The sequence below is a fragment of the Bradyrhizobium sp. CIAT3101 genome (assembly GCF_029714945.1).
In the GTDB taxonomy this organism is placed as follows: domain Bacteria; phylum Pseudomonadota; class Alphaproteobacteria; order Rhizobiales; family Xanthobacteraceae; genus Bradyrhizobium.
The window spans coordinates 6938331-6953260 of sequence record NZ_CP121634.1 but is presented as its reverse complement, the minus strand read 5'-3'; the positions used below and the strand labels follow the sequence as shown (position 1 = coordinate 6953260).

15 protein-coding genes and 2 pseudogenes are annotated in these 14930 nt (G+C 56.9%); 11 read left to right on the top strand and 6 right to left on the bottom strand.

Translation table 11 applies throughout. From position 1 onward, the window contains the following. Window positions 1–101: 101 nt before the first annotated feature. The 11 genes and pseudogenes from QA645_RS32405 to QA645_RS32360 all read left to right on the top strand — a co-directional run bounded on the left by QA645_RS32405 (window position 102) and on the right by QA645_RS32360 (window position 11112). On the top strand, window positions 102–1787 hold the full coding sequence (locus QA645_RS32405) for a transposase family protein (protein WP_283045337.1): 1686 nt from the start codon (window positions 102–104) through the stop codon (window positions 1785–1787). A 125-nt stretch (window positions 1788–1912) separates the two neighbouring features. Then, window positions 1913–2940, top strand: a pseudogene (locus tag QA645_RS32400) (IS110 family transposase). A gap of 363 nt (window positions 2941–3303) precedes the next feature. Then, a complete protein-coding gene (locus tag QA645_RS43380; RefSeq protein ID WP_349253194.1) occupies window positions 3304–3543 on the top strand; it encodes an ATP-binding cassette domain-containing protein in 240 nt (79 codons plus the stop codon). 556 nt (window positions 3544–4099) lie between these two features. After that, window positions 4100–4204, top strand: coding sequence for a pyrroloquinoline quinone precursor peptide PqqA (gene pqqA, locus QA645_RS32395; protein ID WP_283045336.1), 105 nt, complete (start codon window positions 4100–4102; stop codon window positions 4202–4204). Window positions 4205–4296: 92 nt separating this feature from the next. Further along, window positions 4297–5088: a bacterial ammonia monooxygenase, subunit AmoC gene (gene amoC, locus QA645_RS32390; protein WP_283045335.1), complete on the top strand. Its 792-nt coding sequence runs from the start codon at window positions 4297–4299 to the stop codon at window positions 5086–5088. Between the two features lie 194 nt (window positions 5089–5282). Beyond that, complete coding sequence (gene amoA, locus QA645_RS32385) at window positions 5283–6071, top strand: bacterial ammonia monooxygenase, subunit AmoA (protein WP_283045334.1); 789 nt, start codon at window positions 5283–5285, stop codon at window positions 6069–6071. Between the two features lie 27 nt (window positions 6072–6098). Next, the gene (amoB, locus tag QA645_RS32380; protein ID WP_283045333.1) at window positions 6099–7421 is read left to right on the top strand and encodes a bacterial ammonia monooxygenase, subunit AmoB; all 1323 of its coding nucleotides are present in this window, start codon (window positions 6099–6101) and stop codon (window positions 7419–7421) included. A 95-nt stretch (window positions 7422–7516) separates the two neighbouring features. After that, window positions 7517–7984 (top strand): hypothetical protein, encoded by a 468-nt coding sequence (locus tag QA645_RS32375; protein ID WP_283045332.1) that lies wholly within the window; start codon window positions 7517–7519, stop codon window positions 7982–7984. A gap of 44 nt (window positions 7985–8028) precedes the next feature. Further along, the gene (locus tag QA645_RS32370) at window positions 8029–8556 is read left to right on the top strand and encodes a copper resistance CopC family protein (RefSeq protein ID WP_283045331.1); all 528 of its coding nucleotides are present in this window, start codon (window positions 8029–8031) and stop codon (window positions 8554–8556) included. A gap of 9 nt (window positions 8557–8565) precedes the next feature. Continuing rightward, the gene (locus tag QA645_RS32365; protein WP_283045330.1) at window positions 8566–10557 is read left to right on the top strand and encodes a c-type cytochrome; all 1992 of its coding nucleotides are present in this window, start codon (window positions 8566–8568) and stop codon (window positions 10555–10557) included. A 42-nt stretch (window positions 10558–10599) separates the two neighbouring features. Further along, complete coding sequence (locus QA645_RS32360; protein ID WP_283045329.1) at window positions 10600–11112, top strand: hypothetical protein; 513 nt, start codon at window positions 10600–10602, stop codon at window positions 11110–11112. Window positions 11113–11568: 456 nt separating this feature from the next. Here the strand turns inward: QA645_RS32360 and QA645_RS32355 are convergent, their stop codons facing one another. From QA645_RS32355 to QA645_RS32330, 6 genes and pseudogenes are all read right to left on the bottom strand, one after another. Then, window positions 11569–11919, bottom strand: coding sequence for a hypothetical protein (locus tag QA645_RS32355; protein ID WP_283045328.1), 351 nt, complete (start codon window positions 11917–11919; stop codon window positions 11569–11571). 73 nt (window positions 11920–11992) lie between these two features. Then, window positions 11993–12283: a hypothetical protein gene (locus QA645_RS32350; protein ID WP_283045327.1), complete on the bottom strand. Its 291-nt coding sequence runs from the start codon at window positions 12281–12283 to the stop codon at window positions 11993–11995. Between the two features lie 151 nt (window positions 12284–12434). Further along, window positions 12435–12758: a hypothetical protein gene (locus tag QA645_RS32345; RefSeq protein ID WP_283045326.1), complete on the bottom strand. Its 324-nt coding sequence runs from the start codon at window positions 12756–12758 to the stop codon at window positions 12435–12437. Window positions 12759–13500: 742 nt separating this feature from the next. Further along, window positions 13501–14097: an NYN domain-containing protein gene (locus tag QA645_RS32340; RefSeq protein WP_283045325.1), complete on the bottom strand. Its 597-nt coding sequence runs from the start codon at window positions 14095–14097 to the stop codon at window positions 13501–13503. Beyond that, window positions 14009–14527 (bottom strand): annotated as a pseudogene (locus QA645_RS32335) (IS5/IS1182 family transposase); the annotation flags it as partial. The gene QA645_RS32340 and the pseudogene QA645_RS32335, both read right to left, overlap by 89 nt. Then, the gene (locus tag QA645_RS32330) at window positions 14491–14631 is read right to left on the bottom strand and encodes a hypothetical protein (protein ID WP_283045324.1); all 141 of its coding nucleotides are present in this window, start codon (window positions 14629–14631) and stop codon (window positions 14491–14493) included. The gene QA645_RS32330 and the pseudogene QA645_RS32335, both read right to left, overlap by 37 nt. Between the last annotated feature and the right edge of the window lie 299 nt (window positions 14632–14930).

Below are 14930 nucleotides of genomic sequence, written 5' to 3'. Positions count from 1 at the left end.
AGTATGTGTGGTCGACGAGCGCATTGCCTCACCCAGAATGTTACTGGACAACTTCTCGCCGATGATTGGGTCGGTGCCATCGAATTGGTTCGGTGGCGTCTATGGCGGGAAAGATCAGCATGGGCGCGCGGCGCGAGGTAGTGTCGGCGGTAATGGAGCGTTACCGGTCGGCCAAACGAGCGGAGAAGGGACGGATCCTCGACGAGCTGTGCGCGACGACGGGCTGGCATCGCAAGCATGCGGTGCGCGTACTCCGGCGACGCGAGAGAGTTGGACCGGGCGAGGTCGAGGCAACAAGACAGCGAAGACGCAGATATGGCGCGACGATCAAGGACACGCTGACGGCGCTGTGGGAGGCGTCAGATAGGGTGTGCGGCAAGCGGCTTAAGGTGATGATTCCGACCTTGCTGCCTGCCCTTGAGCGGCATGGCCGATTGCAGCTTGGCCCGTCGGACCGTGATCGTGTTCTGGCTAACAGCGCCGCCACCATTGATCGCCTGCTCGTCGATGTGAAGATGGCGGCGAGCGGCGGCAGGCGGCGCCGTGCCGGATTCTATTCAGCAATCCGGCGTGAGGTCCCGATCCGCACGTTCAATGACTGGAACAGCCCGGTGCCGGGCTTCTGCGAGGTCGACATGGTCGCCCATGGCGGGACGTCGGTGGCTGGCTCGTTCATCCAGACCCTGACGATGGTCGATGTCGCCACCGGCTGGACGGAGTGCCTGCCGTTGCTGACGCGGGAAGGCTCGCTGGTCGTCGAGGCGATTAACAGAGCACAGAGCCTGTTCCCCTGGCTGTTGCGCGGCGTGGACTTCGACAATGACAGCGCTTTCATGAACGATGTCGTCGTGCCACGGTGTCGTGAACAGAAGCTCGAAGTCACACGCTCGCGTGCCTACAAGAAGAACGACCAAGCGTTTGTCGAGCAGAAGAATGGTGCGGTTGTCCGCCGCCTCATGGGCTATGGCCGCTTCGATGGCGTCGAGACAGCGCGCATGATGGGCCGCCTCTATGCGGCGGCACGTCTTTACGTCAACTTCTTCCAGCCGTCGTTCAAGCTGAAGGAGAAGCGTCGCGAAGGGGCTAAAGTGATCAAGCGCTATCATCTCCCATCGACGCCCTATGAGCGTGCCTTGACGCACCCCAAGGTGACCGCGGCCGTGAAGAAGCGGCTGCGTGATCAGTATCGCTCGCTCGATCCGGTCGCGCTGTTGGCGGAGATTCGCGCAACCCAAGAGGAACTCGGCAATCGCGTCGATCGTCGTGCCGGACAGGCGCGCGGCCTGCAACCCGCTCACACTAGCGTCCTGCCAGCGACCGCGGCGACGTTTGCGAAGACGCTCGGCAAGACCGCGACGGTCGGCGAGCCGCGTGCCACGCACCGGCGAACTCGTCGGCCCTATAAGACCAGAGTTCGCATGCCGTCCAAGCTCGACCCGCATATTGCCGCGATCGAAGCGTGGCTCGCAGAGCAGCCACAGCTGACGGCGCTCGCAATTGTTGGCCGCTTGCGCGAAAAATACCCCGAGGAGTTCGGAAAGAGACAGCATTCGATTGTGCAACGTCTGCTGAGGGCACTCAGACGGAGGGCTGCCGAACGGTTGGTCGCCCAGGGCCTGCTCGACGACGCCACGACCGCTGCCCCATTGCCCGGGGTTGTGGACGGCTCGGGCTATGTAGGGCCCGACCCGCCCACAGCCCCTCTCGTCGAGCAAGCCGGAAAAGCCACTTGGCGCGGCCGATACTTCGAGATCGCATCAACCACTACAATGGCGCGGCGAGGGTAACATTCGCTGATGCAGCAATACGGGGGGTCAATATTGCAGACGATGACGTAATTGCGGTCGGCACCTGCGGCTCGAAAGGTCCGCTATCTTCAAACCTTCCGCAATCTCGCGAATCGGAGGGGACTATGAAGCAATATGTTGGGCTGGACGTCTCGCAAAAAGAAACGTCGGTATGCGTGGTCGACGAAGTGGGTCAGGTCTTGTTCGAGGGAAAGGCCAAGTCCGACCCGGGGGCGTTGACGACACTGCTTCGCAAGTGGCGCCACAGGCGGAGCGCATCGGATTTGAGACCGGGGCGATGGCGAGTTGGCTATGGCATGAACTTCGTAGGGTTGATCTTCCGGTAGTTTGTATCGACGCGCGTCATGCCCACGCGGCTTTGTCGGTACGGATGAACAAAAGCGATCAGAATGATGCTCGAGGGTTGGCCGAACTGGTGCGGGTCGGCTGGTATCGAGAAGTCAAAGTCAAGAGCGAGGAAAGTCAGAAAATACGCGCGATAATTGTCGCGAGATCTCGGCTCGTGGCTATTCGTCGAGACATCGAGAACCAAGTCCGCAGTCTAATCAAAGAATATGGCTTGCTCTTCCCACGCGCGATCGGAATCCGATTTCGAAATCAGGTCTGCGAACTATTGGGCGAAGATCATCAGCTCCTTAGTGTAATCGCCCCGCTGCTATCGATCCATGAACAGATCTGCAAGCAACAGAACAACTTCGACAATGAAGTCCGCCAGTTGGCGAAGGCGGATGAGACCACGCGCCGCTTAATGACGGTTCCCGGTGTCGGCGTGGTGACGGCGTTGACCTTCCGCCATACGATCGATGACCCGTCGCGCTTCAGATCAGCATCGAGTGTCGGCGCCTATCTCGGTCTCACACCTCGGCGCAACCAATCTGGCGAAACCGACATCAACGGCAAGATATCACGTTGGGGCGACCGTCTTCTCCGAACCTACCTGTTTGAGGCCGCGACCGTGCTACTTTATCGAACTAAGAAATGGTCTTCCCTAAAGGCTTGGGACATGAAGCTCGCCAAGAGGATTGGCATGAGGAAGGCAAAGGTCGCCATCGCCCGAAAGATCGCCGTGGTTCTTCATTGCATTTGGGTGGACGGCACATCGTTCGACTGGGGTCTGGTGAAGGAAGCCTGACCGATTTTGTAGTTCCTGGTCCGGTCCGCCGGACTGGCGATGTCCCGCTGGGACGGTGTTGTGGCGACCTCGTTCATTCGGCTGGTGACGGCTTGTCCGTACTCCGCTGCAGACGTTGAGGCGCCCGGCCCGGACATCATCATGAGGCGCTGAGCGACCTCGGAAAGGACCATGACCCCAGCGAAGACATCAACAGTCCAAACGATCCATGCCTGGCCGGCAAGCACGTATCAGCCGCGCCCGCGCCGTCTCCGCAACCCGGAACAGCTCCGACGGCGCGAGCACTACCACCGTGCCATTGGCGAGTTCAGAAATGCAGGCTTGACACCAAACTGCAATTAAAGGGCCGAATGACACCTCGATCTGCGCGGCATTCGGGTTTCGTACGGGTCAAACGAAGTTCTGAAGGGCGTCGACCTCTCGGTCCGGCAAGGCGAGGTCGTCGTCATCATCGGCCCGAGCGGAAGCGGCAAGAGTTCGCTCCTGCGAACGGTCAACATGCTTCAGCCGGTTGTACAACCTGACCCCACGCAGGCCTCAAGCTCTTTCTGGCGCCGGTCATGGCGAGGCTTGATTCGTACGTGGCGTGAGGTTGTAACCTGAGACCGAACGCGCGGATTAATTTCCAAATTGAAGCCGGAGCAGGACGGGTTGTTTGAGATGAAAGCGGACGTCTTGCGTCTATACGGGCCAGGTTCAAACCCGACGCGCCGCACCGCTCTTTCAAAGGGAGGGTGCGGGTAATGAGCGAACAGAGAGAAGGGGGAGGACTGTGTTTCTTTGGCTTTGTTGCGGTCGTCGACCTGAGTGAACGGCTTAGCTCCGGGTCAGCTATGAAGATTTACCTCATCTAGGGAGAGTGATGTGGAGTCCAACTATAACGAATGGTTCAATATGGACGCTTGGATGCATCAATACGCTGCTTTGCAAGAGCAGCAGCGGGCGAGGCAAGAGTCGGATCATATTCCTGCGGATCGTCGGATTATCGCGCCAATCTCATCAGGGTGATGGCACAGCGCGCGGTGGCAGGGATGGCGTGATTATGGGTTTCTTTTTCGCCGAGCACTTGCAGCGCACTCGGTGAGTTCTCCCCCACTGCGAGGACCTCGTGTCCTCGCGACTTTTTGCGCCGCATTCATCTAGCCAGGAGCAAACCGATATGAGCTGGAAAGCCCCAAAAATCGTCGAATTGCCGGTCGATCTCGAAATCAACATGTATGCGTGCGCCGTTCGCAAAGAGGTAACCAGAACGCTGGGAGCTTGAAGACAGATCCTATCCTTGCGATCAACGATCGGAGTGAGAACTTCCCTCGTAAACAACACCACACCTGAGGCAATCTCCAAGGAGGAGAGAAGATGTCGATCACGATGACTCATAACGCCAAGTCCGCCGCTGAGGACCGTACTCAGCCGTTGGCGAATTTCAAACTTGCAGCAGGAGTCACTCTGGCAGTGTTAGCGCTGATGGTGTTCTGGCGCATCTTTCAGCAGGTCTATGCTTGGAGTGCCGGCCTGGATTCGACTGAGCCCGCGTTCGATGCCGCCTGGATGACGTTGCTGAAGGTTGAGCTTAGCGTCATCCCTTTGCTCTGGGTGGTGACCTGGGCGTATCTATGGTTTACGCGAGACCGCAATCTTGGCGCGCTCAAACCGCGGGAAGAGCTCCGGCGTTACTTCAATCTGGTCCTGTTCATCTTCGTCTATGCCTTTTGCGTCTGGTTCGCTACCAGCTTCTTTGCCGAGCAGGACGCCTCATGGCATCAGGTTGTGGTCCGGGATACAAGCTTCACGCCGAGTCACATCGTGCTGTTCTACGGCACCATGCCACTTTACGTGCTGTTTGGCGTGGGATCATTTCTGTACGCGATGACGAGGCTGCCGAAGTTCGCAACGCAGATCTCAATTCCATTCGTGCTCGTGGTTGTAGGTCCGTTTCTAATATTGCCGAACTTGGGCTACAACGAGTGGGGCCATGCCTTCTTCCTGATGGAAGAGGTGTTCTCCTATCCCTTGCACTGGGGTTTTGTCGTGATGGGCTGGAGTGTGCTGGCCTTGGGTGGGCTCCTGATCCAGATCGCGATGCACATGCTTGAAGTGATCGGGCGGCTTTCCCAAGAGGACGAAGTTTCGGTCGCTACCCAGCGCTGAAACCGCTTATGAACCATTTATCGCTGACAGCCCGGCATGTGCAAAGCATGCCGTCTTGTAATCATGTCGGGCGTCGGTTTCCAGGAAGGTCGATCTCAACTCGGTAAGAGAATTAGGAGGAAGCCATGCAAGGAGGAACGTCTGTGAGACTGTATGGGCTCGAATGGCCTAAAGAGTCAGCAGGAATCTCAAGAGTGTTTGACCTTCTCGTCGCCGCCATCCTTTTTCTGGCCGTCTCCGGCGCATTCCACCTGCATTACATGCTGACCGCAGGGGACTGGGATATGTGGATCGATTGGAAAGACAGACAGTGGTGGGTCACCCTGACTCCAATTATGGCCATAACATTCCCTGCAGCTTTGCAGTATGTGTTTTGGACGAAATTTAGACTTCCAATCGCCGCTACATTTGCGGTCGTTTGTCTCCTGTTCGGTCAGTGGATAAATCGATATTTCGGTTTCCACCTGTGGTCGTACTTTCCGATGAGCGAGGTCATTCCAGCGCTGCTGATACCTGGCGCACTAGTCCTCGATGTCGCTCTTTTGCTGACCGGGAATTTTTTGTTCACGGCGATGTCCGGCGCCTTTGCATTCGCACTGCTTTTCTACCCGGCTAACTGGTTTTGGCTGGCGCCATATCGGCTACCCGTAGAAGTGATGGGGCAGCTTGTTTCCGTGGGCGATTACATCAGCTATGCCTTCACCCGCACCGCCCTGCCTGAGTATATCCGGCTGATAGAGCGGGGCACGCTTCGAACTTTTGGTGGCCACTCAGCCATTATCGCGTCCTTTTTCTCGGCGTTCGTATCCATACTGATGTATTTGGCGTGGTGGCATATCGGAATGCTCCTCGCTCGTGTGGTAACGACGCCAAACACCCTGAAAAATTTCATGGGGCTCACGGATAAGGATGAGCCAGCTGAGACAGCCCAAAAAGCCATAGACGGCACTAGCCTGCAAGGGCGCTTCGTCGCAGCCGAATGATCCTGCTGGGACTGTGGAGGACTCCAAATGAGAACATTCTGTTTCCGCAAAAGCTCATGCGTGCGTGTAATCTTATCGGCAGCGGCGGCGATCATGCCGATCGGAATACTGACCTTCGTCCCAGATGCTGCTCTGGCGCATGGTGAGCGCAATCAAGAGCCGTTTCTGCGGATGCGAACGGCTCATTTTTACGATGTGAAGTGGAGCACGAACGAAATTCCCGTGAACGGTGAAATCGTTGTCACCGGCAAGTTCCGACTCTTCCCGATCTGGCCAGTCAATCTACCCCTTCCCGAAGCGGCCTTTCTGGGAAACGGGACGCCGGGCCCGGTGCTAGCCCGAACCGAGAGCTACATTAATGGCGTCCCAGCAATTCAGTCCACCAAATTGGAGCTGAACCGGGACTATGAATTCAAAACAGTGCTCAAAGGACGAGTGCCAGGCCACCATCACGTCCATCCGATGATCAACGTGATGGGAGCCGGGCCGCTGCTCGGACCGGGAAACTGGCTGACGGTGACGGGGAACGAAAGCGACTTCAAGCTTCCAATCAAAACTCTCAGTGGCGAGACTATCGACAATCTCGAAACCTGGGGCCTTGGCAGGGTGTTCTTCTGGCATGGCTTGTGGGTTGCGATCGCCATCGTGTGGCTTGTCTGGTGGTTGCGCCGGCCGCTGCTGCTGCCTCGTTTTCGCGCGTTGACGGAAAAAGGCGGCGATCAATCTCAGCTCGTTACCAGCACCGATCGCCTATTTGGGGCCGGTTTGCTCGTGGCGACGATTCTCATCGTATTCTTCGGCTTTCAGGCGACCGACACCGCTTATCCAAGGACCGTGCCGCTGCAGGGGTCCCGCGCAACCGTCGAGCCCCTATCGGAAGTGCCTGAGCAGGTCAAAGTTGTGGTCAACAAGTCAAACTATGACGTCCCTGGCCGCTCGCTTCGTATGAATGTGACACTGACGAACAATGGGAGCACGTCAGCACAGCTTGGCGAGTTCTTAACTTCCAATCAGCGCTTCATCAACCATGAGGTTAGCCAGGCAATGGCGACGGTGGATCCGAATTACCCCAAGGAATTGCTTCCTCCGAATGGGCTTAAGGTGAGCGACAGCCGACCGCTCAAGCCGGGTGAAACGAAGACAGTCGATATCGAAGCGGCCGACGCGGCATGGGAGACGGAGCGCTTGAGTAGCCTGATCAACGATCCGGACAACACGTTGGGAGGACTGTTGTTCTTCTATGACGAGCACGGCAAACGGACAATCTCAAACGTCAGCGGCCCCATGGTCCCTGTATTCACCGATCCCGACAACCGCACGGCTGAGAATCCGAAAGGAGGTCCGGGTTGAACATCGTAAAAGCCGCAGTGCTTGGAATTCCATCTTTGCTCCTCATCCTAGACTGCGGTGGGGCGCGGCCAGCGATTGCACACGGGGGAGTATCGATGGAGAAAGACGTGTGCAAGCTTCGCGCTGGGCCCTATATGATGCATTTTACCGGATACCAGCCGGCCAAGCAGGGGAATCAGGAATTTTGCGAGGACATTCCGGAAGTCGGCCGCACGGTCATCGTATTGGATGCCGTCGGCGATGTGCTACGTGATCTGCCCATCGAGGTGCGGTTGTTGCGAGACGCCGGCAACGACGTAGACAGCGAGGCCGTCCTTCGAATCCCGCCAAAACAATATCCGACAGGCTCACTATCGTTTCAGTACACGTTCCCCGAATCCGGGCGCTTTGTGGGCCTCGTGACAGTCGGCGACGGACAGAAATACGTATCGAGATTTCCGTTTTCGGTTGGTTACGGCAACGGGATTTGGGTCCGATATAGGGACAGTTTCGCAATCGTTCTAGGAACGCTGGCAGCCGGGGCCGCCCTGTTTTGGTACTCCACGTTGCTCAAGGAAAGCTAGGCTATTACTTTGTCGGCCGCTGTCCGGCAATAAGGGTCACACTCATGTCTCACGAAAAACACGGAAACAAGATCGATTACATCCGAGTAGCGACGGGGCCGTCACTCGATCATGCTGGCACGCCAAACTTGACCGCCGGCACCGGCAGGGCGCGAACTAGGCTGATTCAAGGGACGGTAAAAGAACTCTCGTCCGCAAGCAGGCGTCCGGTATCAGCGCTTGGCATCACGTTGCTGTGCGTTGGCCTAGTGTGCCTGCCGACGGCTGCCTCTGCACATGCCGCTCTCGTGAAGTCCGATCCCGCGAGCCGGGCAGTGTTAGCTCATTCGCCGCAGCAGATCGAACTATGCTTCAACGAACGCATAGAGCTCAAGTTTTCGAAAGTGGAGCTCAAGAACGCCAACGGTCAGTCGCTAACGCTCGGCGATTTGAAAGCAGGCAATGATCCGAAGTGCATGGTAACGGCAGTATCTGACATGAGACCGGGCAGCTATTCGGTTCATTACCGCGTGCTCTCGCAAGACGGGCATGTGGTGGACTACGGCTATCAGTTCACCGTCGAGGAACGTTAGGCATGCGGAATGACGGTATTGTTTCCAGCTCTGTGCAAGGCCATCGCTGACATTGCGCTTGCATGGGTCATAGGCGGAGTACTCTTTCTGTTGCTGGCAGCGCCGTCTTCCGATCCGTTCCTTGCCACTTGGCAAAGACGAGCGCAGGTGAGCTTTCACTGGGCGGCCGGCATTCACCTCTTCGCTACCGCTGGGTTATTTATCGCTCAAGTCGCGATTGCGACAGATATGGCACTACCGGAGATAGTAGCGTCTGGCCAGACGCTGGAAAGCTTCGGATTTGACACACATCACGGTCGGATCACGCTTGCAAGGTTAGCGCTCTCTCTTCTTTTGCTGCTGCCGACAGCGATCCTAATTCGCGGCTGGTCGAGGGAGCAGCAACGTTTAGCTTCAATCGTGACAGCCGGGACAGCAGCACTGATCGCGCTGATTGGTCCACTTGCTGGACACGCCGCCGGGGAAGACGACAGCCGTTGGCTCGTTCCGACCTATCAACTTCACGTGCTCGCGGTTTCTGCTTGGCTTGGGGCCTTACCGGCTTGGATCTGGCTGGTGGCTTCGGTCGCTGTCACCCCCACGGAGACTCGGCGCGTCTATGTCGCAGCGACGCTGCGACGTTTCTCCCAACTAGCAATCGGTTTCGTGGTCGTCGTCGTCGCATCAGGTTTGGTGCTCGCGTTTAGCTCCGCTAGTTCGGCTGGCGAGTGGCTTGGCACGACCTACGGTCAACTAATTATAACGAAGCTTGCTCTACTTGCATGCATCCTGTTGGTGGCCAATCGGATTCGCACGCGCTTCCTACCCGTCATGGAAACCGTAGGAGCAAAACCCGCGGCTTTTCTTGCAGGAGCTGGATGGGCAGCAACTGAATTCTTTTGCGGTGTTCTGATCGTCGGCTGCGCAGCCGCGCTCTCTTCAGTCATACCAGCACGACATGATCAGCCCATCTGGTGGCTGCCGTTTCGCTTTTCGATCGAAGCCACGTGGCCGGCGTGGCCGACGCCCGTTATCGCGGGGGGCGCCTTCTCACTAGCACTATTGTCACTCTTCTGGGGCCTGCTCGTTTGTTTGAGAAAGCCGCAAAAGGTAAAAGCAGTTGCAGCAGGCGCCGCCGCCGTTATTTTGGTCGCTGGCGGTCTGTGGCAGATATCAGTGCAAGCCTATCCCGATACTTACCGCCGCCCGTCGGTTGCCTATTCGACGATATCAATAACCAATGGAAAGCGTCTATTTGCCCAGAATTGTGCGGCTTGCCACGGCAGCGGAGGGCTTGGCGATGGTCCGGCGGCATCGACCCTTCCCAAGCCGCCCGCGAATTTGAGCGAACCGCATACTGCGCTGCACACGGCCGGCGACATGTTTTGGTGGCTTAGCCATGGAATTCCAAAAAGCGGCATGCCCGGATTTGCTGATGTATTGGCCGAACAGGCCCGCTGGGATGTGATCAACTTCCTGCGGACGTTTTCAGAGGGATTTCAGGCGCGCCTCCTGTCGCCTGAAATCGTACCCGATCATCCGTGGCTGGGGGCTCCAAACTTTTTCTTAGAGGACGAGAATGGGGCGGAGAGGGAGCTGAAGGACTTCCGTGAGGAAAGCAATGTGCTGCTCGTGTTTCCCGAAAAGTCCGACGCAATGCGCGTTAAACAGCTGCGCCTTGAGCAGAAAAGATTCCGGAAAGAACGATTGTGGGCGATTATCGTGTCGCCGGACGCAAAGCTGGCGGCGGGCGTCCCGAATGTCCGGCATGGAGCACAAGAGGTTAGAGAAAGTTACGATCTGCTCTCCCGGAGCACAACAAATCGTGGAGATCCCAAGCGTTTGGAAATGGGAAGACGTTCCATGGAATTCCTAATCGACAGGTTCGGATACATCCGTGCGCGCTGGTTGCAAGAGGAGGACGAATGTGGTTGGCAAAATTCCGACGAGCTGATCTCGCAGGTCCGAGTTCTCAATAGAGAGTCCAAAATTCTCCCGCCACCCGCTCAACACGTGCACTGAATTAGTGGAAATCTTTCAGGCTCGCAAACAAAGGAGGAAAGCATGCAAATATCATCCCGTCCCAACCGGTTTGGCGATCGATTCGAACAGTTCATTGGGTGCATGATTCTTGTGGCTGGCGCTCTGGTCGCGGCTCCAGCCCACGCACAACACCATGAGCCGGGCATGCACCATATGCACGGGTCTTACGGTGCGCCTGTTGCAAAATCGGGAAATACCGGCGAGCTGCCCGCGTTGAAGATCCTCCTGCCGCAATCGGGTAATACCATCGGCGAGCGTGTTGCTTTCGTTTTCCAAGCCGACGATAACATCGCAGAAATGACCATGAGCTCTGCCAATCCCAGCGTTCATCTGCATGTTGCGATGGACGAAACCGAGCTCATGCCAATGGCAGACCAGCTGATCCAGCTTGGTGATGGCCGCTATCTCTATGTTTTCGATCTCCCTGCCAAGCCTGGTCGGCACACAATAAGACTCTATTGGGCGGATCCGCAGCATCACACAATCTCCGAGACGGTACAGACCCTCAACCTGGTTGTGAAGGAAACAAAATGAGCAAGCCGTCAATCTTTGGGGGCTTAGGTGTGAGCCATTATCAGGAAAGTCTTGCGCGTGCGTTAGCTGAAGATAAGTTGTTCTGCTGCCGATACGTCCCCGCGGATAACCTGTCAATCGGCCCTTTAATTGCCTGCCCAGCACGGGACATGCAGGAGGTCTTCAGCCGCTGCGTAGATAGGCTTGTGCACGGGCGGCGGGCGCCATGATGGCACGTTGGATGGTCTCCGGCAGGAGTGCGCGGCGCCTCCCATTACGGTCTTGACCGCTTCGCTCGTTTCCGCCTCGCGCGTCCGAACGGCAACGAGATCGCCAATCCCGGCGGTCTCTTTACCGAAAGGACTTGCCATGAAACTGCTCACTGAAACCCTGCGCCAGAAACTGCTCTACGGCGGCGTCCGTTTCGGTCTGAACCGAGGCGCGAGCCAAACATTGAGCTCAAGTCGGGCTCTGACATCACTTTGCTTTAGCCGATGCTCGCGCAGCATTTTTGCCCGATGCATTTTCGGGTCGCTTGAGCCGCAGGGTCAAGCTGCCTTTTCCGCCAACTTTGCCTCCGTTTCCAAGGAGCCCTATTTGACCTTCTGCCGTTAGTTCGAGCTCGACATCAAGTGAGTCGACTTCGAAGGCGCCGATCGTCGTTGGTAGTGTGAGCGAGCTACTCAGCACCGCTACCAGGTTCTGAAAACTCTTCTGCAGCGTATCGGCCGGGATATTGCTTGTCTTATCACCCATAATTCGGCTGTCTAAATCGCGTCGCGTTTCGAGGATCGTAGCTTCATGAGAAATAACGAGTACATTGGCCATGCTGTTCTCCGTCTAACGCCGCCTTTGCTGTGCCTCGATCTTGGAACGAAGCAATTGCTGGTCAGAGTAGCTCTCAATCGCGCGTGTCCCTAAGATCAGCAATCGCTTGTGTGAAGCGTTTCGGAACTCCGGCAGGAAATTCGGCGCGGTAATGAGCATCGAGCCCATCGCAGAGCATGCTCGAGAGTGTAAAGGTGCGATCGTCGCCGAACACGCCAACAACATATAGTTTGAAATCTCCATCGATGTCCCAAGCTTCGTCCGCAAAGAGGTGCCCGCGTTGCTGTGGCATATCTCTTACGACGGTGCAGAGGGCCTCCTGAAGGGACTCGTCCTCCTCAAGGCTGTCGGGATCGTCGGTCAAGAATACGACCTGGCGCGTGCCGGGCGGATAAACCTGCAAGCTTAACGACATCAACCCGGTGGCCTACATCGCCGAAACACTCGAGGCGATCATCGACGGCCATCCCCATAGCAGAATCGAAGACCTCATGCCGTGGCGATTCCCCAAGGCGTCAAGCCCGCATCGATAGGGTGACGGCCGAGCGCTTACAGTCGGTACCGAGCGCCGCATTCTTATAGACCTGCGCGTCTTTCAATTCGTCGCGATTGTACTTTTTGTTCGGCGGACGGTCGACGAGTCCGGCGTGGAAAAGATCGCGGGCGGGCGCTTCGAAGTTTCGGTAGTCGAGACCTGTCAACGCGAGCAGATGGTGCGTATCGGATAGGCCGTAGCGTTCAATCGCGGTGAGTATCTTGAAATGCCGAGGGCCAACCGTGCGCAGTATGAGCGGCTGGCGTTTCGTACGTGGACGGTTTTTGCGGATCGTTGCGTGCATACGTCATCGCTAACCAAAACCTCTCGGAAAGTCTAAGGTCGCCAGGTAGCGGCAGGTGCAGCAAGGTTGTTGGACGTAGCGCAATGTTGGCCAGGAAAAGTTTAGCGCCCCTTGCTGCGCACTTGAGAGGGCCGTTCTTAGGGAGTAACTGCATAAGGTCGAGCGGCTCAAACCGGGCCTGAAACTCCTTCGCTAAGAAGGGGGCATCTTCGGCCCCGACGCGGAATGAGATCAGCGTGCCGATGTTGCCAAGGATAGCATTGCGGATCGCGGGTTCAAGTTGCTGCAGATATTGTGTGGCGACCGTAAATCCAAGTCGGTATTTTGTCATTTCCGACAGCATGTTTGCTAAGGCAAGCGTGGTTAATACATTGTCGCCAGAGATCATAACCTTCGACGAGTTGCTAGCTAGAGCTAAGTTTATTGTGATGAATTCGTAGGGCGCCTAGGATCCTTTGCCAGGAAGGAAAAGGTGGGCGGTTCAGTTTGGGCTTTTGCCGTTCCTAAGTTTCAGGAGTTTTGCGCGCACTCGTTTGAGAAACTCTTCTATATCGAAACTCTTCGCTCAATCCGGCATCGAGCTGACGAATACCGACTTCGATATCGGCCTTGAGGCGGTGGTACTTCGCAATCCACTCAAGTAGCTCGATCCCAATGCGCTCTTGGGCTGCCTCAGGTAGCGCTAATGCTTTGCGTATGGCGAGTTATAGCGTGGTGTTTGCCATAGAGCAGGGTTGAGTAATTATGCTCCTACGCTGGTCAACTTTTGTAAATCCTCTGGGAGCAAGAGAACGCTCAGATTACCATGCTTAGCCATGCCGAGCGACGGGTGCTGTGAGAACCCGACGTACTCGACCTTCTTGCCTTTGAATTGCACGTACTGGATTGCTGGAATGAGATCGGTATCGGAGCTCACGATAATGGCGATATCGTACAGATCGTCTACGGCACCCACAATCAGATCAACGGCGATTTTGACGTCGACACCCTTCTCGCGAATTTTGTGGTCGTACACAATGCGACCGCGCTTCACCGTAAAGCCTTCGTTTTCCAGGCCGCCTAAGAATTTTTGCTGGCTGGCGAGCAGCTGGGCGCTCTTCTCCGAGTTATCGTGATTGCGCAGCGAACCAATATAGTAGCGCTTTGAGGCAAGGGGTCGGCCGCGCGCCAGCAGCGTGACAAGGCCGGAGTGATCGAGGCGCGCCCCTTTCGGGTGACCGGCCTTCTTCAGCCCGTTATAGAGTCGTCCGTTAAGAAGCCGAATTGAGCGCGGCTGGACAGGCGAGCATGCGCCATAGCTGGACCAGGAAGAGGCACAAGAGTTCTCTGAGCCAGGCAAGGATGCGGCGGAAGTTGTGGCCCACGGCCGAGAGGATGACGTTGGCGGCATCTCCTGCGCGGCCCTTGAGGTAGCAGCGTCCGAGGTGACCTTCGGTCTTCAGGTGTCCGATGATGGGTTCGATGGCGGAGCGGCGGCGCAGCTCGCGCTTGATGATACCGAAGACGCCGCGCTTCTGGCCGGAGATGAAGACGCGACGGGGATTTTGTGCGTCGTGGCCGCGGTATCCCTTGTCGACATAGGCCCGCTCGATCGAACAGCCGGTGAGCGTCTCGGTGCGGTCAAGGACGTCCCGCAAGGTGTGGCCATCGTACGGGTTATCGGGCATCGCCCTGGCGTGCAGCACGAACAGGCCACCGGGAGCCCGGCGGTTGTTGGTGACGATGGAGGCCTTCACGCCGAACTCGTAAGGTGCGCTGGCCTTTCGACCTTGCCAGCGAGCAGAACCAGCTCGTGCTTCATGTTGATGATCTGGTCCAGCCGTGCCCGGAACAGATCGTTCGATCCCGTCGTCTTATGCTTCTTCGGCCGCATCGTCCCCTCCGATGCAACACAGAATCATGGTCCGTAGCGAAGGGAAATCCATAAAACGAAATTGCAGACTTTGGGCTTCTCAAGCTCCCAATCCCTGCAATCTCAAATGCCTCCGCATCCGACTCCTGCTCAATCGCTTACAGGCTTGTTCAAGGCGAAATCAGGCGCTCTCTGCGCGAGCGTGAAGAGTTCGAGGACTAGCTAGCATGGAGAGGTTCGAACTCACTATTGTTGCTCAGGGTCCACAGTCCATCTGGGTAGCTGCTCTGGTCGTGGCGCTCGGTACCACGATCATTGCC